Origin of the sequence: Pseudoalteromonas sp. DSM 26666, assembly GCF_900116475.1 — a bacterium.
In the GTDB taxonomy this organism is placed as follows: Bacteria; Pseudomonadota; Gammaproteobacteria; order Enterobacterales; family Alteromonadaceae; genus Pseudoalteromonas; species Pseudoalteromonas tetraodonis.
This window is the reverse complement of the sequence record NZ_FPAR01000011.1, coordinates 60,740-84,667: the sequence shown is the minus strand read 5'-3', so window position 1 is coordinate 84,667 and position 23,928 is coordinate 60,740. Positions and strand designations below refer to the sequence as shown.

Below are 23,928 nucleotides of genomic sequence, written 5' to 3'. Positions count from 1 at the left end.
AATCAGTATCCTTATGCCGCTTTATTGCGATGCTTGTGCAATGTTGAAAAATAAACGTCTTCTAAATCAGCGGGCTTTGCATCAAAACCTTGCGGGGCATCGTCAGCAAATACGCTGAGTAATGTTTTGCCTGCAAACAAGCGTTTTGCGATTACAGGTAATGACTGTTCGAGTTCGATAGCTTCGGCTTGGCTCACCGCCTTGTGCCATATTTTTCCCTGCAGCGTATTAGTCAGCTCGATTGGATTACCTTCCAGCAAAATTTGACCGCTTGCTAATACAGCCATATTTGGGCAAAGCTCAGATACATCTTCAACTATATGGGTTGATAAAATCACCACTTTACTTTCGCCTAAACCAACCAATAAATTATGAAAACGATTGCGCTCTTCAGGATCCAGCCCTGCCGTTGGTTCATCAACAATGAGTAAATCAGGGTCGCCTAATAAAGCTTGTGCAATACCAAAACGCTGACGCATACCGCCCGAAAAACCACTCACTGCATTTTTTCTGTGGTCGTATAAATTAGTTTGCGCGAGTAACCCTTCAACGGCCTCTTTACGCTCAGCTTTATTATTTAAGCCTTTTAAAACTGCCATATGATCTAATAAGTCATAGGCACTCACACGTTGATATACACCAAAATCTTGCGGTAAATAACCTAAACGCTCACGTAAACTTTTGGGTTGTGCTAAAACATCAATCCCATCAAACTTTATGCTGCCGCTATCTGCTGATTGTAACGTTGCAATTGTACGCATCAATGAAGATTTACCAGCCCCATTAGGACCGAGTAATCCAAACATACCTTTAGGAATATTTAAGTCGACACCTTGTAGAGCGTGGACACCGTTGTCGTAGGTTTTTGATAACCCTGTTATTGATAGCATTTTTACTTCCTTGAATTGTAAGTATTATTTTTGTACTACTTTATACCATATTAAAAACGGGAACATAAGTTAGTAACTAGTTAACTTTGTAACAATAAATAAACAGAAATTCATTCTAATAACACTTGCTTAGAAATGAGCCTCTCGGTATAAAAACCACACACTCTAAAAATAAGAAGCGAACAGCCATGCAAAATCATAAAAGCCAACTATTAGCCGATTTTATAGAATACCCGCCAGAGGAAATGCTGACGCGTGCGAATGAGTTTTTACAAACGAGTCAACGCCGTCATAGTATTCGCAGCTTTAGTAACCGCCCAGTGCTAAAAGAAATCATCGAAACCTGTATAAAAGCGGCAGGTACAGCGCCTAGTGGCGCAAACCACCAGCCTTGGCATTTTGTAGCAATTAATAGTAGTGATGTTAAAAAGAAAATTCGTGAAGCAGCCGAGAAATTAGAACGCTCTTTTTATGAAGGCAGAGCGGGTGAAGAATGGTTAGATGCACTAAAACCCTTAGGCACCGATGCTAACAAACCCTATTTAGAGCACGCGCCATGGTTAATCGCGGTGTTTAGTCAAAAAAAGGGGGTGTAAATACGGACGATAAAAACACCAATTACTATGTGCATGAATCGGTAGGCCTTGCCACTGGCTTTTTAATTCAAGCCTTGCACCGCGCAGGCCTTGCAACACTTACCCACACACCAAAACCGATGAGTTTTCTAACCGATATTTGTGGGCGTGATAAAGACAACGAACGCCCTTATATGTTACTTATTACTGGTTACCCAGATGAGCATGCAACAGTGCCGCTGCACGCCCTAGATAAAAAGTCGATTGATGAAATTGCGAGTTTTATTTAATCGCTTTGACTTGGCATGTAATCAACAGCAAGTACATCACCCTCTTTTAGGCCTGCTATTACGTGTTGCTGGTTATTTATAATACTGCCTAAACGCACGAAACGTTTAACCAGCGTTTCGTTTTCAAGTACATACACCATATTGAGCTGACCAAACTCATGCACCCAACGTGGATCAATTAATACACCTTGGGTACTTTTTATTGGTAACTGTAGTTGAGCATAAAGGCCTGGCATTAAACCAAGTTGCGCATCGGCTTCTAAACGAATAAGCAAGCTGCGCGCCGCGTTATCTGCCACTGGTACAATTTCGCTCACCGTTGCGGGTGTTGTTATATCTAGAGAAGGTAATACCACATTTAAACTGTCCCCTACTCTTAATTTTACTGCTTGTTGTTCACGTACATTAAATTCAAGCTGTAACTGTAATGGGTTATACAAAGTAATCAGCGGTTTACCGGGTGTTGCAGTATCGCCAGGTTCAGTTAGGCGCTCAACGACCACGCCCGAAATAGGGGCAGTAATACGCGTATAATTAAGCGATACCTGAGCTTGCGTTTGCTGTTGCTTAGCAACCGCTAAATTAGCGGTTAAGTTTTCAAACTTTGCTTTGGCGTCATCTAATTCACTAACAGATACTAATCCTTGCGCATTTAAATCAATCATTCTGGCTAGTTGCTTTTTAGCTTGCGTTAACGACGCTTGCACCGCATTAATATTTGCACTGCTTTGCGCTAATGCTGCTTTAAAATCATCTTGCTTGAGCATAATAAGTAAATCGCCCTTAGCGACTTTATCGCCAGCACGTACTTTTAACTGCTCAACCTGCGCCATAACATGCGATGAAATTTGCGTATTTTGTTTTGCTATTACACTACCTGGTACCTGCTCAGTGCCTGCAATACTTTGCAGCGTTACCGTTACTCGCTCACCTTGATAGCTCGTTATTTTTGATTCTTTTAAGCCAGCAGCTTGCTTGTCAGAAAAGCTGCCTGCCATATAAAACACAGCCATAATAATGACAAATAACGCGGCAAATGTGCCTATAAGTTTTGATTTACCCTGCATGCGCTTCATCCTCTGTGCTTGCAAACACTAAATAATAAACAAGCGGTACTACAAATAATGAAAATAATGTAGACGCCACAATGCCAAAAATAATCGCAATCGCGAGCCCGCTAAATACCGGATCGAGTGTGATCACTAAGTTACCCAACAAAGTGGTACCTGCGGTTAGGAGCACAGGGCGCATTCGCACCGTACCCGCTGCAACAAGCGCCTCTTTAATTGCCATGCCTTGGCCGCGAGCTTGATTAATAAACTCAACCAAAATAAGTGAGTTACGCACCACGATACCTGCAAGGGCAATCATGCCTATCATCGCTGTGGCAGTAAATAATACCGGCTCTGGGGCACCTGCTATGGAGCGCTCACCAAACTGATTTAACAGCCAAAAACCTGGCATTATACCTATCACTGTTAACGGAATAGCTGACATGATAATCAGCGATAAACTCGCCGACTGTGTTTGTACCCGTAAAATTATAAATATAGCACTGAGCGCAAACGCAAAGGCAATGCCCATATCTCTAAATACATCAATGGTTATGCGCCATTCCCCCTCGCCGCTAAAGCTGACATGGGTTCCTTGTGGTAGTTGCCATGGGGCTGTTCCGCCATTATTAAAAAAGTGACGACCTACCCACGATGTTTTAACAAACTCATCGTTTGATACATTTAAATCAGCATTCACATCAGCAATCACTTCCGCTGGTGTGCGCCCATTAAGCTCAGCCATAACATAAATCACGTCGCGCTGATCTTTACGAACAATCGTTTTAGCAACATGATGTTGTGTAAATTCACCGAGTTCTGAAAGCGATACTAACGGCCTTGGCGCACTGCTTAAACCAAACTCGTTACTGGTTTTAGCTAAATCTCTGTCGCCCCTAACCTGAAGTGCAAGTAATTGCGAAAGCTGATTTCGCTCGCTATAAGGTAGCTGTAATTTAATATCAACGGGCTCTGTTTCATTGCTCACATAAAGTACACCCACGTTTTCACCTTGAGAGGCAATACTGAGTGTTTGTGCAATATTTTGAGTTGAAACCGCACTGAGTGCGGCCTTGGTTTTATTGGTAACAAAGCGCTGTAATGGCGAGGGTGCCACCATTGAGGTATCGACTTCAACTACATGAGGCTCTTGTTGTAAACGCGCAGCTAACTGCAAGGCAGCGTGAGAATGTGTTTGCTCATCAACAAAAGCATCTCGGTAAACCTCAGCAACTAAGGTACTCAGTACCGGCGGCCCTGGTGGTACTTCAACCACTTTTATTACAATGCCATCGGTTGCTAGCATCGCGAGCTGTTCGCGAAGACGCATAACCACCCCATGGGATTGATGATCGCGCTTAGACTTATCCACTAACAATACTCTCAGCTCGGCGAGATTAGCTGCCTCACGGCGATAATAGCCGCGCACCATACCGTTAAAGTCCATACTTGAAGGTTGACCAACATAGGCCGCTATTTCACTTACTTCGTTTAATTGCCATGTGAGTGTTTGGATTTGTTTAGTAAATGCAGCTGTGTGCTCCAGATTAGTCCCCTCTGGCATATCTATCAGCACTTGCAGCTCATTTTTATTATCAAAAGGGAGTAGCTTTAAAGGCACCAAACGCATCACGGGTAACATGGCGCTAATAATAAATAATGCTAGGGTTAGCCACAAAACAAGTTTAGCTCGCCCCTTAGAAGCCAATAATGGGCTTAATATTCTTTGATATGCACCAATTTTAGGAGCAAGCTCGGAGGGTTGTTCGTTATCAGGCTTGAGTAACTTCATCGCAAGCCAAGGGGTTACAAAAAATGCAACAATGGTAGAAACCATCACGCTAACCGGCACATTAAATGCCATAGGTGCCATGTACGGCCCCATCATTCCGGTGATAAACGCCAGTGGAATAAACGCCACCATTATAGTGAGTGTCGACATAAGCAAGGCATTTCGAATTTCGCTCATTGCACCAACAATCTGCTGTTTTTTATCGCCTTTTTTATTCAAAAAGCGGCTAATATTATCAATACCTGTGATTGGGTCATCTACCAGTAAACCCAAAGATAAAATAAGCGCAAATAAGGTCACCCGGTTAATGGTGTAACCAAATGCAAAATCTAATGAGAGTGTAATGCCATAACAAATAGGAACCGCCAACCCAACCACCACGGCAGGACGCCAACCTAAAAACACCCCCGCAAATATCACCACAGTAAAGACCGCAAAGACTAAACTTGAAGTGAGGTTATTTACTTTTTCATCGGCAGTTTGGCCATAATCTCTTAATACCGCATAGCTCACTTCAGGGGGTAATAGCGTGCGTGTTAGCTGCGCCATCATTTGATGAACATCGTTGGCAACTGCAACAGCGTTCGTGCCGGTTTGTTTTGCAACGCTTAGTGTTACCATTGGCAAATGCTGCTGGTTTGCCGATTGAGCAAGCCATTGGTAATACTTAGCTTCACTTGGGCCATCAATAACGTTTGCAACATCAAGCAAGTAAACACTTTTGCCATTAACAACATTCACTACCAGCTGTTCTACAGCAGATTGACTTCGTAGAACATCACCTGCTTGCAATTCAATTTGCTGCTGACCATCAACCACACTGCCTACTTGCGTTAGTTGATTAGACACGCTTAATGCATAAAAAACGTCATTTACGGTTGTTTGGTGGGCAGCCAATGCGCTGGCATTTAAATTAATGGTGAGGGTTCGTTTACGACCAGCAATGACTTTTACTTCACTGGTGTGTTCAATACGTTGTAAACTGTTGGCTATTTCGTTAGCAAAGCGGGTTAACTCGTAATCACCATAAAGTTGTGGGTCTTTACTGTATAGCCCCAGCATAACAATAGGTACATCATCCACTTCAACGGGCCGTATTTGCCAACTTTTGATAACAGAAGCCATGGTATGTTGATAACTGTTAAGTTTTGCATAGGTATCTAAAATAGCTTGTTCGCGGTCATGGCCAACCTCAAAGCGAAGTGTAACCACTGCGGCATTCGTTTGTGTAGTGGAATAAATATGTTCCACACCGCCAAGTTGGGCAAGTAGCTTTTCAAGTGGCTGGGTAACCAATCTGGCTACCTCTGGAGCTTCTACGTTGGGCGCCGATACGTATATATCGAGCATAGGCACCACTATTTGTGGTTCTTCTTCTCGCGCTGTTTGTTGTAAAGCAAATAAGCCAAACAAAATCGACAACACAAAAATAATAACCGGAATACGGCCACTTAAGCTGCTTTTTACTGCGTTATCAATCATGCTCATAACTTTTAGCCCTTGCAAAACAGTCCATATAATGTGCCTAACAAATGCACGGCATTTTGATCAATCACGCGGTAATAAATAGTTTGGCTTTCGCGGCGAGTAGCCACTACATTGGCTTTGCGCAGTGCCGCTAGGTGCTGTGATAACGCAGACTGCGCTAGCGGTACGGCTTCGTTAAGCTGCGAAACACTCATTTCGGTATCTTGTAATGAGCATAAAATCATTAGTCGATTTTTATTCGCTAATATTTTTAATAGCTGCTCAGCTTGATCCACATTAGTCGCCATCGCTGTAAAGTCAATTTTCATACTATGCTCTTATTCTAAAATATGCACTTAGTATAAATTGCTAGATAAGAAATGTCTAATATTAGAATTTACTAATTTAACAATATCTAATATAGTAGCTCTGTACTCAATCAAATAAGTGACCTACTATTATGAAACTCAATAACGCACTTCGTCTTATCGCTGGCATCATGATTGTTGTATCAATCCTTTTGCAAACGTATCACGATCCGAAGTGGATATACTTTACCGCTTTTATCGCTGTAAACTTAATCCAATCAGCTTTTACTAGCTGGTGCCCAATGATCACTCTATTACGCAAACTTGGCTTTAAGGAATAATCACCATGCTTACATCTATCCCCGATTTACTAAAAATTATTACGCCTAATCAACGTCGTATCGACGCCGAACAAGCTAAACAAGAGATCAGTGAAAACAAAGGATTACTCATTGATGTGCGTGAACCGGCTGAACATGCAACCAAAGCCGCTACCGGCGCAATTAATATTCCGCGCGGCTTACTTGAAATGAAGTTAATGGAAATAGAAAAAGACGCAGCACGCCCTATTTACTTACATTGCGCTAGTGGTGCGCGTGCAACATTAAGCGCTGAAGCACTGACACGCGTAGGTTATGAAAACGTCACAGTTATTACCTGTAAAGCAGAAGCTGTTTGTCAGGTATTTTAAAGGCCAAAAATTAAATCACTCGGCGATCAACCGATCGCCGAAAATTAATGTATACCTGCGCCTTACTTCCTCTCATCCAACAAGTTGACTAACATTTGCTCGATATTTTTTACGCTGTAGGTAAGCGAGCGGATGAGCTCTACTTGGCTTTGTGGTTCATCGTTATTAGATTGGGCTGGCTGATCTGCAGTGAGGTTATCTTTTTGAGTTAAAATGGCTTCACGAAATTCACTGGCATTAACTACCCCAAGTAACGATACTAATGCACCGTGACCAGACTGCCCTGCAGTTTCAAAGCTTAAGCGGTATAAACCAAATAGTCGCATTAATGGCCCCTGACTTAATCCCACATCAGTGATTTTTTCAAGCGGAATCGATTTTTCTTCTTTAAACAAAATACCGCGTTTAACCACTAGCTTGCGCTCTAGCAAATCGGCCGACATAGCTGCTAATACTCGCCCTGCGACTAGCCACACCAAAAGCAATACAACGGGTAAAAACACAATAGTTACAACTGGAAAAAGGCTAAATATTGCAGCTAAGCACATCCAGTACTGTTTAACTTTGTTATCAAAAGTGGCACTTTTTAAAATTATATTAGACATCGTTTTATCACTTTTAAATTATAGTTTTTTTAAGTTACATTAATTACCAACTGTACGCAATTCAATCACTTTGATAGTTAAAATCCTATTACCACTTTGATCGCAAGCGCAATAAATACCATACCTAATAGTCTATCTAACCACACATTTTGCTTGGTAAAGCCAAAGCGCTTTTTAGACACATCAGTAAGTAAAGCCACCAATAAATACCACCCAGTATCTATTACAAAAACGGTTAAGCACATAATAATACCGATGTTTAATGTAAGGTTTTCTGGATCGATAAACTGCGAAAATAGCGCCAAAAAGAAAATTGCCAACTTAGGATTTAAAAATGCAATCGCAAAACCATCTTGTAACGCCTTAGAACTGCTCACTGCACTTTTTTGAACTTGCAGCTCGCTGTCGTTAGGTTTTGAAAATAGTATTTTCAAACCTAAATACGCTAAATAGGCTGCCCCTAAGTACACTAAAAGTTGATACACAGTAGGAAACTGCAACATCAATGCGCCTAATCCCAATAATGAGGCCGCTGCATATAAGCCAACGCCAAAACCATGGCTTAACGCTGCCAGCATGCCATTTTTCATCCCGCCATTTAAGCTATGCTTTAATACCACAGCTAAACTAGGCCCTGGCGACATTGCTCCCATCATGCATACCAGTGCTAAGCTAAACCATAATGATAATGCCATTAGTAACCCTTATATTTCTTCATTTTCAATAAGTAATGCATAACCATGCACTTGCCCATAAAAGCCTGTCAATGGCACTGCGTTTATTACTTTCCAGCCGTCTTGGTTTAATTCCTGTATGCGATCATTTAGTGCGACTATATCTACCCCACCCAAAAAACGGGCCTTTCTGAATTCGATTACTTTTTGCATTTTAATCCTTGTTAAACTTATAACATGTATTCAAAATCGTAATGGTGAATCCCTTGCTCAATCCGTATTTTCATACTGCCTGTTAATCCTGCGAGCTCATCAGTGCCTGAGTCGGGTACCACTTTTAAAATCAAGCTATCTTGGCCTTTATCCATGGTGCCAAAATGCTGCAGTACAAAACCACCTTGCAAACCATCAAGTTCGCCTATTACTTGTTCAATAGCCACATAACCGGCACTGCCTTGGGTGGGGGTCATGGCGCTGAGCATTTCACCTTGGCTAGTTGCGGTTAGGCCACCAGTAAATTGTTTATCAATCGACATACGACCTAAATTAACGCCTTGCTGCCCGTGTGCATACCCCTCTATAGGCGCTAATGTAACGGTAAACTCGCCTGTTACCTGTTTAGTTGTCATAATTTTTCCTTATTGATGATTTTTAATACTATTGATTTTTAATCTATTGATGCCATATCTATACCTTAATCATCAATAAGAATCTACTATGCCTACAGACAAGCCTGCTTCAGATAAAGCCGCCTTTAGCGCTTTATTCCCTATATTCAATTTTATTAAGCCTTATAAATGGGTAGTTTTAGGGGCTTTAGTGGCGTTACTTGCCACCGCAGGAGTTAACTTATCGCTAGGGCAAGGCGTTAAATTTGTGATTGATCATGGCTTTATTGCCGGCTCGCAAGCGCAATTACAACAAGCTGTGTTGGTATTAATTGGTTTGATCAGTTTATTGGCAGTGGGTACATTCAGCCGATTTTATTTAATGTCGTGGATTGGCGAACGAGTCAGTAACGACATTCGAAAAGCCGTGTTTAATCGTATTGTTACCTTGCACCCGAGTTACTTTGAAGAAAATCGTAGCGGCGAGCTGATGTCGCGTTTAACCACCGACACCACATTATTACAATCTATTATTGGCTCGTCATTTTCTATGGCACTGCGAAGCTCGCTAATGTTAGTCGGTGGTTTAATTATGCTGCTTGTTACTAATTTAAAGCTTACCTTGGTCGTTGTGGCCTGCGTCCCTTTAGTACTGGTGCCTATGATAGTGTTTGGTAAAAAGGTGCGCAAACTCGCCAGTTCTAGCCAAGATGCTATTGCCGATATAAGCACCTACGCGGGTGAGATCATTCAAAACATAAAAGTGGTACAAAGTTATAGCCACGAACAACTAGAACAATCTGCTTTTGCGCTTGAAACCGAAAAGGCCTTTAATGTGGCTAAAAGCCGAATTAAACAACGTTCGTTTTTAATTGCAGCAGTTATTTTTCTGACCTTTAGTGCTATTAGTGCCATGCTCTGGGTAGGCGGTAGTGATGTGTTAGCAGGCACTATGACGGGCGGTGAACTCGGTGCTTTTGTGTTTTATGCCATTATGGTGGCCATGTCGGTAGCGACCGTTGCAGAAGTTTACGGTGAACTACAACGCGCAGCAGGAGCAGCAGCAAGGTTACTCGAGCTACTTGCGGTTGAAAGTAAAATACAAAATCCCGAAATTCCAAAAGATGATCAGTTACATGCAACAACCAGCAACAGTGCAATTTCACTTGAAAGTATTAGTTTTAATTACCCTTCTCGCCCAGATGTAAGCGCATTAAATAATATCAGCTTAAATATTGAAACAGGTAAAACTGTGGCTATTGTTGGCCCTTCCGGTGCCGGTAAAACCACCTTGTTTGAACTGTTACAGCGTTTTTATGACCCTGCCAGCGGAGCGATTAAGTTTCATAATATAAATATTAAACAGTTGTCATTAAATACCTTGCGTAACAAAATGGGGATGGTGGCACAAAACCCGATTTTATTTAGCTCTGATGTTATGCATAACATTCGCTATGGAAACCCAAGCGCCAGTGACGAGCAAGTTTATACGGCCGCCAAACATGCCCATGCTGATGAATTTATAAAACAGTTACCACAAGGCTATAATAGCTTCTTAGGTGAACAAGGTGTAAGGCTATCGGGTGGGCAAAAGCAGCGTATTGTTCTTGCTCGCGCCATTTTAAAAGACCCAGAAATACTGCTACTTGATGAGGCTACCAGCGCGCTTGATGCACAAAGCGAGCATCATGTTCAGGCCGCACTTGAACACTTAATGCAAAATAGAACAACGCTGATTATTGCCCATAGACTGGCCACGGTAAAACATGCCGATATGATTGTGGTAATGGAAAATGGCGAAATAAAAGCTATAGGCACTCATCAGCAATTAATGGCAAGTAACCCTTTGTATCAAAAACTATGTGAATTACAGTTTAATCTAGATTAATTGCGCTTTAGTAGTTACTTTTTATGAAGCCATTTATTCATTGCGGTATCGTAAGCCTTTGTTAGCTTGGTTTTATCGCACTTTACACCAACGATATAACTCTCTGGCAAGTCCTTTTTGGGCATAACCCCAGCACCAATAGATACCTTTTTAAAACAGCTATCACCTCGTCGGTAAGTGGTAAATTGCATATTTTGCTGCTCTATTTTTAATAGCGGCTTCACCTTCCCTGCATGCTCTTTTGGGACGGTAATGCGCTTTTTCTGAGGGTCATTCTTTGCAGTATCAGAATAGCCAGTTTGTTGCTGTAAAATACTATTGAGCCCTTTTTTCAGGTCGATCTTTTTATAAGACGTTGCGGTTACAGGGTGGGTGTTTATGGAGGTGGTACTTACCGGCTCAGTCGTCTCCTTTGTTTTTTTATTAGTCGCATTTAGTGGTTTTGATTGGGTTGCATTAACAGGCTTGGTTGGGGTTATTTCTGTATTAACATTTTTATTAGCGCTTTGCTGAGTGGCTTGTTGCGTTACTTTAGTTTTGGCAGGCACATTCACCATATACGCTTTAATTGGCGTTAATTGCGGCTGTTTAATTTTAGGGGCTTTTAAGGTAGTTAAAAAAAACAAAACTAACCCATGTAAACATACCGATAAAATAATTGCTGTACGCCAATTTGTCATAAACATGTCCCTATGAAGAACTCCTTATGACAACTAACTTATTTAAAAGTGCCCTTTAAATAAGTACACAAACCGCGCGCAAACGCGGTTTGTAACTACAAAACTAACCTTGAGTGTTTGGTACAATTTGAATTTCTACTCGGCGATTTTGCGCACGACCATTCGCTGTGTCGTTAGTCGCTATTGGGCGTGATTCGCCATAGCCACTCGTGCTTACTCGTGCCGCCATAATTTGCTGGTTCACTAAGTAGTTTTTTACACTTTGTGCACGCTGCTCTGAAAGAGTCATGTTGTAACTGTCTTTGCCCGTGCTGTCGGTGTGACCTTCAACACTTAAGTAGGTTTTTTCGTATTTATTCATTACACTTGCTATCGCATTTAGAGTGTCATGAAAGCCCGATGAAATATAAGATTGATCAGTCGCAAACGTAATATTAGAGGGCATCACTAAGCGTAAGTTATCGCCTTCACGAACCACTTCAACTCCCGAACCCGCTAACTCATCACGAAAAGCAGCTTCTTGTTTATCCATGTAATCACCTACAGCAGCACCCGCTAGCGCACCAATAGCTGCACCAATAAAAATACGCTTATCTTTATGATTACCTGTAGCTTTACCTAAAATACCACCCGCGGCTGCACCAATAGCGGCACCTTTACCTGTGTTATTCATTTCACAGCCAGAAAGTAATACAGCAACGACAGTGACACTTAAAAGTGATTTAGTTAACATCATGGTAATTTCCTATTCATTTAGAATTTATTATTGCGATTATGCAAATATATGTATGAACCAACAATGAAGAATAATGTATAAGCGTTGATATTGCCTATCAAATAAGGAAGTAGTGATAGCGTTTCATAATAATGTCATACTTGTTTGTGACAATTTTATGATTTATCAAAAGGCGATGGACACTATGTTAATTGCGATTTTTAGACAGTTCTTTTTGCTTGGCTGCATGAGCTTTGGCGGCCCTGCCGCGCATTTAGGTTACTTTAAGCACCACTTTGTTGATTCGCTTCGCTGGTTAAGTACAGCGCGTTACGCGCAGCTAATTAGCTTAAGTCAAGCTCTGCCAGGCCCTGGTTCAAGCCAGGTTAGCTTTGCTATTGGCGTAGAACGTGCTGGTGTACTCGGTGGTATCGCTGCGTTTATAGGCTTTACCCTGCCTTCGTTTTTGATCATGGTGCTAATTGCAATAAGTGCACATCAGTTTGATGCTGTTTATTTTGCTTTTATTGCAGGTTTGAAACTATTTGCCGTGGTTATTGTTGCTGATGCGACCCTTAGTATGGCGAAAAGCTTTTGCACCAGTGCGGTACTTAAACTTCTGGCAATAATGAGTACTTTAGCACTGATTTTATTTCCTATGTTGGGCACTCAAATCGCCATTTTAGTAACCGCTGCCATTATCGGTGCTTTATGGCCTTTACTTAACTTAGCTAAATCTACAGAAAATGTTAGCAGAGAAAAAACCAACATCAATTGGATTGCTCTTGGCTTATTTGCACTACTACTTGCCATCAGCTTTATCCCACTTGGCGAAAACGCTGCGTTATTCGCGCCTTTTTACCAAGCAGGTGCCATGGTATTTGGTGGTGGACACGTTGTATTACCTGTTTTGCAAGCGGGAGTTCCAACGCTGAGTAATGATCAATTCTTAACTGCGTACGCCAGTGCCCAAGCCGTTCCTGGCCCAATGTTTACTATCGCCACCTACTTGGGGGCACAATTGAGCTCTGCACAACCATTAGTGGGTGCGCTAATCGCAACATTATTGATATTTTTACCCGGTTTTTTACTGATGCTGGCGTTTCAAAAAAGCTGGATAAACTTGGCCAGTAATCCTCGCTTTGCCAGCTCAATTGCAGCGCTTAATGCTGCTGTAGTTGGCTTTTTGGCAGCTGCATTATATTCACCCATTTGGACTTCTGCCGTAAGCAATATTTGGCAAATTGCATTAGTGATTGCTGCGTTTGCATGGTTACGTATTAAAAAGCCACCTATTTGGTGGCTATTGTTATTGTTTATTGGTGTTGGCCTTGGACAGCATTATTGGGCACTTTAATGCTGGGTTTACCTGCCATATTGGCCCCGTCAGCTGGGCTTAATTGTCCACTGACACTTTGATAAGCGCGCAGCCCAAACACAGGTAATACGGCCAGTAAATGGTCCATAATTTCAGCTTGTAAGTGCTCGTACGATATCCAACGTTTGTCTTCACTGAAGCAGTAAAACTCAATCGGTAAGCCATGATTAAGCGGTTGTAGTTCACGCACCATAAGTGTGAGCGAGGTATTGATTTTACTGTGTTGTTTTAAGTAACCCTCTGCATAGCGACGAAATAGTCCTAAGTTCGACACCGGATCGGGAAGTGTGCCTAGTCGAATATATTCTTGCAGTGGTATAGCCGCTTCTATTTGCGCTTTAAAATCGTCATCAACTAAAAAGATGCTGTTCATATCAATGTTTAAAGAACGCTTGATGCGACGCCCACCAGATTCTTGCATACCGCGCCAATTTTTAAATGAACCGGCCACCAGCATATAAGTAGGGATGGTCGTTATGGTATTATCCCAGTTACGCACTTTTACAGTATTAAGTCCTAAATCAATTACTTCGCCATCGGCGCCGTAGTTATCTACTTGGATCCAATCTCCATAGGTCACCAAACGATTAGCGGCAATTTGAATGCTGGCGACAAAACCTAATATGGTGTCTTTAAATACTAATAAAGTAACAGCGGCAATAGCACCAAAACCAGAGAGAATATAAGTCGGCGATTTTTCAAGCACAATACTAACAATTAATATTGAACACACAATAAAGGTGATCAGCTTAACCACTTGAATTAAGCCTTGAATAGGTACTTCTCGGGCAAAATCTAATTGGTTATAAATAGCGCCAGCAATGCTCACTATGCTGCTAATAATAAAACCAATATAAATAATTAATAATGCTTGGCCAATGGTTTTAAGGATCTCTTGAGCAATTGCATTAACCGGATAAACACTATCAAATGTGGCTAAAAAAAGTACACAACATAACAAGCAAGCAATTCGTTTATTCAGCTTAGTTAACATAGGTGACAATGAACCAATACGCTCAGGAGAGAGTTTAGTCACCACCTTTTGAATACCCGGTAACATTAAGCGACGAGTAAATAAGTAAACAAATAATAATGAAAGAATGCCAATTGATGAGGCGGTGATTGCACTGAGAAAAAAAGCATCGGGGACTTTTTCAAACCAAGGAGTAATTAGCTCCTGTAGGTGTGTTTTGCTCATGGTATTTCAATTTCCTTACTGGGTGTTAATTCAGTACTAGCTTGTTGAATATGAATAGCGCTTAATTGCTTATCTTTTACTGTCCATAAGTTATTTAAGTATTGCTGAAACTGGGCCCTGAATGCCTTATCGGTTTGGTAACTGCCAATCATCTGTGTATTTATTGGCATAACCTCAATAGTAATATGAATAGACTCCAACTCGCCTTTTAAAATATTACGACAAACATGATCTGACTGACCGCTATACACTAAACTGGTGTTAAGCATAGCGTCAAACTGCTCGTTTAAAACCTCTAAGGCAAAAGCAGTTCCACCAGCCTTAGGTTTTAATAAATGCTGAAAAGGACTTTGTTGATGCTGGTGCTTTTGCGCAGTAAAACGCGTACCTTCTACAAAGTTAACTATGGTTGTAGGATGATGACGAAAGTTACGGCAACTGCGCTTAGTACGCTCGACATCTAAGCCTTTTAAATTCGGATTTTTAGCCAATTGCGCTTTGGTCACTCGTTTCATAAAGGGCATACCCATCGCCCACGCACCAGTGCCAATAAATGGCACATATTTAAGCTCATCTTTTAAAAAAAACTTAGGGGCTGGCAATGCATCCAACGAGCTCAATACCGCAATATCAAGCCAGCTAATATGATTACTGATTAGCAAATACCAACTGTTGGCGTTTACCTCCCCACTAATATTAACTTTAATATTATTACAGCCTAGCCACAGCCCTAAGCGGTTACCTTTGCACCACCCTTTATACGCACTGTGTAATAATTTACCCACTACAGGTATGGGCAGCACTAATTTAACTAACCCAAGGGTAAGCACTAATGCGCCAAATATTATTAAATTAGCAAATAAAACACAGCCAACAATTAAGCCATTTAACCAATTAGGTAACCATTTTTTTAGCATAACTGTCAGCTCATTTTGTTATTTTTGTTTGAGATTAACCAACGTCTGGTTTTTTTCTTCCCACACGCGATTTAATTCACTTTGAAAGCGTACTCTAAAGTCAGGATCATTAGTGTAATCACCAATTAAGTCGTCACTAACGCCTTTTACTTCAACATGTACATCAATGTGTTTTACTTTACCGGCTGCAAAATCCATAAAGGTAGGAATGCCCTCAGGGTAATGAATAGTGACATTTACCACTTTAGAAATTTGCTCACCCATGGCTTGCATTACAAACGCCACACCACCCGCTTTCGGTTTAAGTAAGTGAGGAAACGGGCTATTTTGACGCGCATGCTTTTGCGCTGTAAACCGCGTCCCTTCAACAAAGTTAACCACACTGACTGGCATTTCTTTAAATTTTTCACAGGCTTTACGGGTGGTTTCTAAATCTTTACCACGCAATTTAGGATTCTTTTTTAATTGGCTTTTACTTGTACGGGTCATAAAAGGAAAGTCGAGTGCCCACCAACACAAACCTAAAACAGGTACGTAAATAAGCTCTTTTTTCAAAAAGAAGTTCAAAAAAGGTATTTTTCGGTTAAACACCCGCTGTAACACTAAAATATCCACCCAGCTTTGGTGGTTAGCAATGACTAGGTACCAATCTTTTAATTTAAGCTCTTCAAGGCCAATAACATTAAGTTTAGTTGGCGTTAATAACGTCTGATTTAACGTGTTGAAGGTCACCCAAATAGAGGCACATTGCTTGGCCGTCCAGCTCATTAATTTTTGTAGTGGTTTGATTGGGATTAACTTAACGATGCCACAAATAAAAATAGGCACAAACCAAAAAAGAGTGTTTATTGTATAAAAGAAAATACTAAATACACTGCGAATAACTGACATTACTTCTATTCCTTTAAACATCGCGCAGCCACTAAGACCGCGCTTAACTATGCAACTAAATTAATCTTCAAAATAGGTGTAGCCCTCAAGCCCTGCATTGAGCTCGGCTAGGTACCCTTCTTTACAGTGTTCTGATACATCAAGTTTATTAATTTGAGTGGCAAAGTTATCAGCTAATAACTCGCTATCATAATCAACAAATTTTAATACATCCTTAACGCTGTCTCCTTTAATGGCATTGGTTAATACATATCCCTGCTCATTTAGCTCAACATGGACTGAGTCGGTATCACCAAATAGGTTATGTAAGTCACCTAAAATCTCTTGGTATGCCCCCACCATAAACATGGCAATATGATACTGCTGACCTTGTGTATATTCAGGGATAGGTAAACTTGTTTCAATACCTGCACCTTCAACGTACTCACGTATTTGCCCGTCAGAATCACAAGTAATGTCTTGGATAATCGCGCGCTGAGTAAGCGGCTGCGTTAGATTTTCGATGGGCATGACCGGAAATAACTGCTGAATACCCCATACATCAGGTAATGACTGAAACAATGAAAAATTCACAAACAGTTTATCGGCTAGCTTTTCGTTTAAATCATCCAGCACTTCGCGATGAGCGCGTGCGTTAACGCTTAACGATGCACGAACTCGGTGTAAAATCGTAAAGTAAAGCTGCTCTATTTTCGCCCACTCTAGCATGCTCACTAAACCATGCACGTATTGATCGTGTGCTTCGCTAAATAAGTGCATAGCATCATGATATATTTCAAGTGCCATACGTGGGTTCAAACGTTGTAAGCATTGCCACATTTCATCTAGCACTAATGCGCTGTTTTCCAATGGCGGTTCTGGGTTTAAATGATTCGGTGCTTTTTCTACATCAATGACATCGGTGATCAACACCGCATGATGAGCCGTTAATGCACGGCCAGATTCGGTAATAATCGCAGGATGCGTTAAGTTATGCTGATCGCACACATCGGCAAATGCATTCACTACATTACGCGCGTATTCTTCGACTGTGTAGTTCATTGAGCAGGCACTACGTGAGCCTGAGCCTTCATAGTCAACGCCAAGCCCGCCACCCACATCAACCGTATTTAGCGGTACACCGTATTGAGTTAATTCAGCAAAATGGCGAGCACATTCGCGCAAGGCACGATGAATATCACGAATATTGGCGATTTGAGAACCAATATGAAAATGCACCATTTGCATTAAATGCAACTTGTTATGTTGCTTAAGTACTTCCACTGCACTGAGTACTTGCCCTGCGGTTAAACCAAACTTACCTTTTTCACCACCGGTATTTTGCCATTTACCTTTGCCAACCGAATTTAAGCGAATACGAATTCCAATAGCCGGTTCAATGCCTAAATTATCAATTTCTTCAAGCAATGTGGTTAGCTCTGAGAGTTTTTCAACCACAATTTTAACGCTGTGTCCCATTGCTTGACCAATACAGGCTAAGCGTAAAAACTCGCTGTCTTTGTAGCCATTACATACAATAGTAATAGGCTCTTTCGCCACCCCTAAAATGGCCATTAGTTCAGGCTTAGAACCGGCTTCAAGTCCCACTAAGCCACTTGGGTGAGCTAATAACTTACTCACAACAGAGCGCTGCTGGTTTACTTTAATAGGATAAACACAGGTGTATTTGCCGTTATATTCGCGGTTAGTGCGCGCTTGAGTAAAGGCATTGGTGAGCGTATCTACACGATTTTTTAAAATATCAGTAAAGCGCACCAGTACGGGCAATGTTAACCCTTGCTGCTTAAATTGCTCAGTAAGCTGACTTAAAGAAATGGCAGGTTTTGTTTGGTCGCCATCAGGATAGGCTATCAACTCACCTTGTGCGTTAATATCAAAATAACCATCGCTCCAATGAGCAACATTGTATGTAGCACGTGCTGTTTCTAAACCCCAAGTCATGGCAACTCTTCTTTATTAAATTAGGTGTAAAGGGGCATTTTAATACGTCACTATCTGCTAAGCTAACAAAAATTGAACTTTCCCCTCTTTATAGCTAACTTTATTCGCTAAAGAGAGTAAAATTTGATTGAGCAATAGGCCAAGCACTGGCAGAATTGCCTCCTTTTTTTCATACTCAACCAAAAGTGTAACAACAACTATGGCAAATTTAGATCAAAGTAAGTGGTTTACTGAAATTAGCGACCGCGATGGCAGCGCATTTTCATTACGTATTAACAAAAAGTTAGATGAAAAACAGTCTCCTTTTCAAAAAGTAGAAATGTTTGAAACCACAGACTTTGGTAATTTAATGATCATTGATGGTTGTACTATGGTAAGTAGCCGTGAAAACTTTTTTTACCACGAAATGATCAGCCACCCAGCATTACTGGCGCATCCAAACCCAAAAAACGTAGTTATTATTGGTGGCGGCGATTGCGGTACATTACGTGAAGTGCTCAAGCACCCAAGCGTAGAAACTGTAACTCAAATAGATATTGACGAAGTCGTTACCCAAATGTCGTTAAAGTACTTCCCTGAGTTATGTGAATCAAATAACGATCCTCGTGCTACTGTGATGTTTGACGATGGCATTAAATACATGCGCGAAGCAGCTGGTGAGTCTATTGATGTAGTAATTGTTGATGGTACTGATCCGGTAGGCCCAGGTGAAGGTTTATTTAACCATGCGTTTTATACTAGCTGTTTAAACGCACTTCGCCCTGGTGGAATACTGGTACAACAAAGTGAATCGCCATTAATGCATATGCCACTGTTGGTTGAAATGCGCGAAGCTATGCTAAGTGTTGGTTTTAACGATTTACAAACACTCCCATTCCCACAACCTATTTACCCAAGTGGGTTATGGTCAGTGACGCTAGCTCGCAAATCTGAGGCATTTAATGGCTTTAGAGAAGACGGCGCAGCAATAATTGCACAGCATAGTGAATACTACAATGGCGGCATTCATCACGGTGCACTCGCAACACCTAATTACATGAAACGCGCTTTTGATAAAAAATAATAAGTTATAAATATAAAACAGGGCTCGCTAGAGCCCTTTTTTATGTGTTTAATTACATTGAATACGTTTGCAGTCATCTCGTAATAACCCCACCTTCACTTTATGCTCATAGTCTACAATTTGACATAAAGGACACACAATGAGATTACCTTTACTGCTAGTTGCTTTACTTTCAAGCAGCGCTTTTGCAAAAGAAGCCATGCTGGAATCGCCTGATCAAAAAATTAAAATCACCATATCTGATCAATCTTCATCTCCTTACTATTCTATTAGCTTTAATGGTAAACCTGTTATTGCGCAGTCACATTTAGGTTTTAGATTTAAAAGCCAAGCGCCATTTGATGAAGGCTTTGTTATTAGTGAAGTAATCCACTCACAAACAGATAGCCAATGGCAACAGCCTTGGGGTGAGCGTCAAACCGTTATCGACAAGCACAATGAAATTGCCGTTACCTTTAATAAACCCGCACCCCACGGTGGCACATACACAGTGCGATTTAAAGCCTTTGATAGCGGTGTGGGATTTCGCTATGAAGTCCCTAAACAAGCCGGTTTTGAAAAAACAGAAATTACTAAAGAGCTGACCGAGTTTGCCATCGCCGGTGCCGATAAAGCCACCGCATGGTGGATACCTGCTCGCGGTTGGAATCGTTACGAATATGTCTACAACACCACAGCCTTACAAGATGCTGCACTCGCTCACACCCCTTTTACCTTTAAAAATGGCAACGGCGTGCATGTCAGCATTCATGAAGCAGCCCTAGTCGATTATGCGGGCATGGTGCTTAACCAACGTCGCCCAGGCACTTTTAGCGCCGATTTAACGCCATGGTCAGATGGTATAGCAGTCAAAAAGCACGGTGCATTTAATACGCCTTGGCGCACCATTCAAATTGGCGAACATGCGGTAGACTTAGTTAATTCAGATATTATTTTAAATCTAAATGAGCCAAATAAGCTCGGTGATGTGTCCTGGGTTAAACCAGGCAAATACGTAGGTATTTGGTGGGGCATGCACATCAATGAGAATACTTGGGGTAGTGGCGAAAAACACGGTGCTACCACAAAAAATACTAAATACTACATGGACTTTGCCGCAAAATACGGCTTTGATGGTGTATTAGTGGAAGGTTGGAACACCGGTTGGGATGGCGACTGGTTTTTTAATGGCGATGTATTTAGCTTTACCCAACCATATGATGACTTTGATATTGAGGAGCTTACCCGCTACGGTAAGCAAAAAGGGGTGCAGTTAATTGGCCACCATGAAACCTCAGGTAACGTAACAAATTATCGTAATCAAATGGAAGACGCTTTTGCGCTTTACGAGCAATCAAATGTAAGCCAAATTAAAACCGGTTATGTGGCCGATGGTGGCAATATTAAACGCATTGATGAAAACGGCATTGCCCGTTTTGAGTGGCATGACGGCCAATTTATGGTTAATGAGTACTTATACAACGTTAAGCTAGCTGCAAAACATAAAATAAGTATTAATACTCATGAGCCAATAAAAGACACCGGCCTTCGCCGAACTTACCCTAATTGGATTGCTCGTGAAGGCGCTCGCGGCCAAGAATTTAACGCATGGGGCACGCCACCCAATCCACCAGAGCACATTCCAATGCTTGCTTTTACGCGTATGCTTGCAGGCCCAATGGACTTTACACCGGGTATTTTTGACATGAGTTTTAATGGCTTAGGTGGCGATACAAACCGTCCGCAAACAACACTTGCAAAGCAATTAGCACTTTATGTTGTAATATACAGCCCAATTCAAATGGCGGCTGATTTACCTAAAAATTATTTAGCTAAGCCCGATGCTTTTCAATTTATTCAAGACGTACCGACCGATTGGCAACAAAGTATTGCGCTTGATGGAGAAGTAGGCGACTTTATTGTATTTGCACGAAAAGAACGTAAACGCGATCAGCACACTGGTAATGACTGGTACTTAGGCGCTGTAACTGATGAAAACGCCCGCACCATTGAGGTTAAACTCGACTTCTTAGATAAAGATAAACAGTTTGAAGCGCAAATCTACAAAGATGGTGATAAGGCAGAGTGGAAGAACAACCCTTACGATTTAAAAATCGAAAAACGCACTGTTACCGCAAATGATAAACTCACACTAAAATTGGCCACCAGTGGTGGTACAGCCATTCGTTTTAAAGCACTATAAAATGGTTAAAGCTATCCGCATATAACGGCGGATAGCTTTATTTAGTTTTGATTAACCACTTTAACCGGTAAATATATTTGCGCACTTAAACCACCTTCAGGGCGATTAGAGAGCACAACCTTGCCATTATGCATGTCTATAATGCGTTTAATAATAGCTAAGCCTAAACCACTGCCTTCACTGCCTCGTGCAGCGTCACCTTGCTTAAATGGTTCGAACACTGATTCTAATTCACTCTCAGGAATACCTGGGCCATTATCGTTAACCGCAATAATGACGTACTTTTTATTGCTATTAAAATAACTTTGCACCTCAATATCCCCTTGCGAGTAACGCAGTGCATTTTCAATCATATTCGTCACTACTCGCTTAATAGCAACTGAGCTGATGGGAATATTACCTAGGTTAGGATTGCTTTCAAACGTGATAACACGTTGATGCTTTAATTCACTTTGTACGACTTCGGCTACCAACGCATTGATATCTTCATAGCTTTGTTCTTCACGTTTATGATGGCGTAAATATTCAATAAACTGATCAATAATGCCATTCATATCTTCAATGTCGTAAATAATACCTTCGCGTAAATAATCATCTTCATCAACCATCATTTCTGTGGCTAAGCGAATACGGGTAAGCGGTGTGCGTAAGTCGTGAGAGACACCGGCCATGAGTAATCGACGATCATTTTCAAGGGCTGCTATACCTCGCGACATTTGGTTAAAAGCCCGCGTTACCTCAATAACTTCACTTGAGCCTTGTTCTTGTAACTTAGTACTAAAATCACCAACGCCTACTTTTATTGCCGCTTGTTGCAGTGCTTTTAATGGTCGGTTCAAATGTCTTGCAAATAGCCACCCGCCTAATACACTTAAAAAGCCTATACTGGATAAGTAAAAAGTTAAAAATTCAAGATTACTTTCTTTAAATCCGGTTAAGGGAACTTTAACCCAATAGCCCGGTGCTTGCGGGGCTTCCACCCAATAAATAAGTGGATCGGTTTGACTAATGCGTACCCGAGAAAACCCATTCAACTGCTCTGACATACTTCGCGATAGCCCTGAATACTCACGACTTTGCCCTAAGCCATTGCGCATCGCTTCACGCTGAGTCATCACCTCAATACCGGTTATTTCAAAAAACTTTTCTGAAACTTCATCGGTTACTTCAACACCATCTTCCCAGTCAATAAATACAGTTTTAATTTGCTTAGCGAGCATCAAATTAACTTGCTCAATGGTGGGTTTAACAACATATAAACTTACTGTGACGTAGGATACAATTTGGTTAATCAGCAACAAAGCTGCTACTAAAAAAACAGTTTGCCCAAACGCACTACGTGGAAACATCCCCATAATTATTACTTTTCACCATCAGGAACAAACACATAACCTAATCCCCATACAGTTTGAATATAACGCGGGTTAGCCGCATCCACTTCAATCATACGGCGAAGGCGTGACACTTGCACATCAATACTACGCTCTAGCGCACTGTAATCACGACCTCTTGCCAAGTTCATTAATTTATCACGACTTAACGGCTCTCGAGGATGAGATACCAACGCTTTTAATACGGCAAATTCACCACTTGTGAGTGATACGGTATTATCCCCTTCGCTCATTTCTCGTGTGGCTAAATTTAAGGTAAATTTACCAAACTTGATTAAATTCTCTTCTGCTGAGGGCGCCCCTGGCACTTCTTTTGATTGGCGACGTAAAATTGCTTTTATGCGGGCAAGTAACTCACGTGGATTAAACGGTTTAGGAATATAATCGTCAGCACCGAGCTCCAAACCAATAATGCGGTCTACTTCATCACCTTTAGCGGTCAACATCACAATTGGGATTTGGTTTTCTTTTTGACGTAACCGTCTGCAAATAGAGAGCCCGTCTTCTCCGGGCAGCATTAAATCAAGCACCATTAAGTGAAAGTTTTCACGCTCAATAAGCCTATCCATTTGCTGTGAATCGGCGGCTGTTCTAACAATAAATCCTTGCTCTACTAAATAGCGCTCAAGCAAACTGCGCAAACGTTTATCGTCATCAACCACTAATACTTTTACTGTCTCTTGTCCCATAATCTGTTGCTTATTTTTATAATTTATTAATAGTTAATATAAA

General features: G+C 41.3%; 22 protein-coding genes and 1 pseudogene. 7 read left to right on the top strand and 16 right to left on the bottom strand.

All coding sequences use genetic code 11. The annotated features are described in order from the left end of the window. Nucleotides 1-11 precede the first annotated feature (11 nt). On the bottom strand, nt 12-890 hold the full coding sequence (locus tag BM380_RS16240; protein ID WP_090495205.1) for an ABC transporter ATP-binding protein: 879 nt from the start codon (nt 888-890) through the stop codon (nt 12-14). 188 nt (nt 891-1,078) lie between these two features. Between BM380_RS16240 and BM380_RS16235 the strand changes: the two are divergent. Beyond that, nucleotides 1,079-1,755 (top strand): annotated as a pseudogene (locus BM380_RS16235) (nitroreductase family protein). On the opposite strand, the gene BM380_RS16230 reads toward BM380_RS16235, so the two are convergent. Genes BM380_RS16230 through BM380_RS16220 form a run of 3 tightly spaced genes read right to left on the bottom strand, consistent with a single transcriptional unit; the run spans nt 1,752 to nt 6,395 of the window. Continuing rightward, complete coding sequence (locus BM380_RS16230) at nt 1,752-2,822, bottom strand: efflux RND transporter periplasmic adaptor subunit (RefSeq protein ID WP_090495204.1); 1,071 nt, start codon at nt 2,820-2,822, stop codon at nt 1,752-1,754. The pseudogene BM380_RS16235 and the gene BM380_RS16230 sit on opposite strands and share 4 nt — an antisense overlap. Then, nucleotides 2,812-6,087, bottom strand: coding sequence for an efflux RND transporter permease subunit (locus BM380_RS16225; RefSeq protein WP_090495202.1), 3,276 nt, complete (start codon nt 6,085-6,087; stop codon nt 2,812-2,814). The genes BM380_RS16230 and BM380_RS16225 overlap by 11 nt, the downstream gene beginning before the upstream one ends. 5 nt (nt 6,088-6,092) lie before the next feature. Beyond that, the gene (locus BM380_RS16220) at nt 6,093-6,395 is read right to left on the bottom strand and encodes an ArsR/SmtB family transcription factor (protein WP_008467273.1); all 303 of its coding nucleotides are present in this window, start codon (nt 6,393-6,395) and stop codon (nt 6,093-6,095) included. A gap of 131 nt (nt 6,396-6,526) precedes the next feature. Here BM380_RS16220 and BM380_RS16215 point away from each other — a divergent pair, with 131 nt between their 5' ends. Both BM380_RS16215 and BM380_RS16210 read left to right on the top strand, forming a co-directional pair. Continuing rightward, entirely contained in the window at nt 6,527-6,715 is a 189-nt protein-coding gene (locus tag BM380_RS16215; RefSeq protein ID WP_008467276.1) for a YgaP family membrane protein, read from the top strand. A gap of 5 nt (nt 6,716-6,720) precedes the next feature. Next, nucleotides 6,721-7,065: a rhodanese-like domain-containing protein gene (locus BM380_RS16210; protein WP_064662878.1), complete on the top strand. Its 345-nt coding sequence runs from the start codon at nt 6,721-6,723 to the stop codon at nt 7,063-7,065. A 62-nt stretch (nt 7,066-7,127) separates the two neighbouring features. Here BM380_RS16210 and BM380_RS16205 read toward each other — a convergent pair whose 3' ends face one another. The 4 genes from BM380_RS16205 to BM380_RS16190 form a co-directional block, all read right to left on the bottom strand. Next, nucleotides 7,128-7,670 carry a PH domain-containing protein gene (locus BM380_RS16205; protein ID WP_064662879.1) on the bottom strand — a complete coding sequence of 181 codons (543 nt, stop codon included), beginning with the start codon at nt 7,668-7,670 and terminating at the stop codon, nt 7,128-7,130. Between the two features lie 77 nt (nt 7,671-7,747). Continuing rightward, nucleotides 7,748-8,365 (bottom strand): LysE family translocator, encoded by a 618-nt coding sequence (locus tag BM380_RS16200; protein ID WP_090495201.1) that lies wholly within the window; start codon nt 8,363-8,365, stop codon nt 7,748-7,750. Nucleotides 8,366-8,374: 9 nt separating this feature from the next. Next, a complete protein-coding gene (locus BM380_RS16195; protein ID WP_008109493.1) occupies nt 8,375-8,557 on the bottom strand; it encodes a hypothetical protein in 183 nt (60 codons plus the stop codon). A gap of 17 nt (nt 8,558-8,574) precedes the next feature. Next, nucleotides 8,575-8,973, bottom strand: coding sequence for a DUF3224 domain-containing protein (locus BM380_RS16190; RefSeq protein ID WP_008109495.1), 399 nt, complete (start codon nt 8,971-8,973; stop codon nt 8,575-8,577). A gap of 88 nt (nt 8,974-9,061) precedes the next feature. On the opposite strand from BM380_RS16190, the gene BM380_RS16185 reads away from it, so the two are divergent. Beyond that, nucleotides 9,062-10,840, top strand: a complete 1,779-nt coding sequence (locus BM380_RS16185; protein WP_090495199.1) for an ABC transporter transmembrane domain-containing protein — start codon at nt 9,062-9,064, stop codon at nt 10,838-10,840. A 14-nt stretch (nt 10,841-10,854) separates the two neighbouring features. On the opposite strand, the gene BM380_RS16180 is transcribed toward BM380_RS16185, so the two are convergent. Both BM380_RS16180 and BM380_RS16175 read right to left on the bottom strand, forming a co-directional pair. Continuing rightward, the gene (locus BM380_RS16180) at nt 10,855-11,520 is read right to left on the bottom strand and encodes a hypothetical protein (protein WP_090495197.1); all 666 of its coding nucleotides are present in this window, start codon (nt 11,518-11,520) and stop codon (nt 10,855-10,857) included. Nucleotides 11,521-11,623: 103 nt separating this feature from the next. Then, nucleotides 11,624-12,256 carry a YiaD family glycine zipper/OmpA-like lipoprotein gene (locus tag BM380_RS16175; RefSeq protein WP_016899327.1) on the bottom strand — a complete coding sequence of 211 codons (633 nt, stop codon included), beginning with the start codon at nt 12,254-12,256 and terminating at the stop codon, nt 11,624-11,626. A 184-nt stretch (nt 12,257-12,440) separates the two neighbouring features. On the opposite strand from BM380_RS16175, the gene chrA reads away from it, so the two are divergent. After that, a complete protein-coding gene (gene chrA / locus BM380_RS16170) occupies nt 12,441-13,592 on the top strand; it encodes a chromate efflux transporter (protein ID WP_090495196.1) in 1,152 nt (383 codons plus the stop codon). Here the strand turns inward: chrA and BM380_RS16165 are convergent. Genes BM380_RS16165 through speA form a run of 4 tightly spaced genes read right to left on the bottom strand, consistent with a single transcriptional unit; the run spans nt 13,552 to nt 18,560 of the window. After that, nucleotides 13,552-14,811, bottom strand: coding sequence for a mechanosensitive ion channel family protein (locus BM380_RS16165; protein ID WP_016899329.1), 1,260 nt, complete (start codon nt 14,809-14,811; stop codon nt 13,552-13,554). The two genes, chrA and BM380_RS16165, sit on opposite strands and share 41 nt — an antisense overlap. Next, the gene (locus tag BM380_RS16160; protein ID WP_090495194.1) at nt 14,808-15,728 is read right to left on the bottom strand and encodes an acetyltransferase; all 921 of its coding nucleotides are present in this window, start codon (nt 15,726-15,728) and stop codon (nt 14,808-14,810) included. Before BM380_RS16160 ends, BM380_RS16165 begins: the two co-directional genes overlap by 4 nt. Before the next feature lie 18 nt (nt 15,729-15,746). Then, on the bottom strand, nt 15,747-16,619 hold the full coding sequence (locus tag BM380_RS16155) for an acyltransferase (protein WP_008109502.1): 873 nt from the start codon (nt 16,617-16,619) through the stop codon (nt 15,747-15,749). A gap of 60 nt (nt 16,620-16,679) precedes the next feature. Continuing rightward, nucleotides 16,680-18,560: a biosynthetic arginine decarboxylase gene (gene speA / locus BM380_RS16150; protein ID WP_028834838.1), complete on the bottom strand. Its 1,881-nt coding sequence runs from the start codon at nt 18,558-18,560 to the stop codon at nt 16,680-16,682. Nucleotides 18,561-18,759: 199 nt separating this feature from the next. On the opposite strand from speA, the gene speE reads away from it, so the two are divergent. Together speE and BM380_RS16140 are read left to right on the top strand one after the other, a co-directional pair. Beyond that, complete coding sequence (gene speE, locus BM380_RS16145; protein ID WP_064662884.1) at nt 18,760-19,623, top strand: polyamine aminopropyltransferase; 864 nt, start codon at nt 18,760-18,762, stop codon at nt 19,621-19,623. A 139-nt stretch (nt 19,624-19,762) separates the two neighbouring features. After that, nucleotides 19,763-21,805 carry a glycoside hydrolase family 97 protein gene (locus tag BM380_RS16140; protein ID WP_090495193.1) on the top strand — a complete coding sequence of 681 codons (2,043 nt, stop codon included), beginning with the start codon at nt 19,763-19,765 and terminating at the stop codon, nt 21,803-21,805. A gap of 41 nt (nt 21,806-21,846) precedes the next feature. Here BM380_RS16140 and envZ read toward each other — a convergent pair whose 3' ends face one another. After that, nucleotides 21,847-23,160 carry a two-component system sensor histidine kinase EnvZ gene (gene envZ / locus BM380_RS16135; protein ID WP_013466098.1) on the bottom strand — a complete coding sequence of 438 codons (1,314 nt, stop codon included), beginning with the start codon at nt 23,158-23,160 and terminating at the stop codon, nt 21,847-21,849. A gap of 5 nt (nt 23,161-23,165) precedes the next feature. Beyond that, complete coding sequence (ompR, locus tag BM380_RS16130) at nt 23,166-23,885, bottom strand: osmolarity response regulator transcription factor OmpR (protein ID WP_013466099.1); 720 nt, start codon at nt 23,883-23,885, stop codon at nt 23,166-23,168. Nucleotides 23,886-23,928 lie beyond the last annotated feature (43 nt).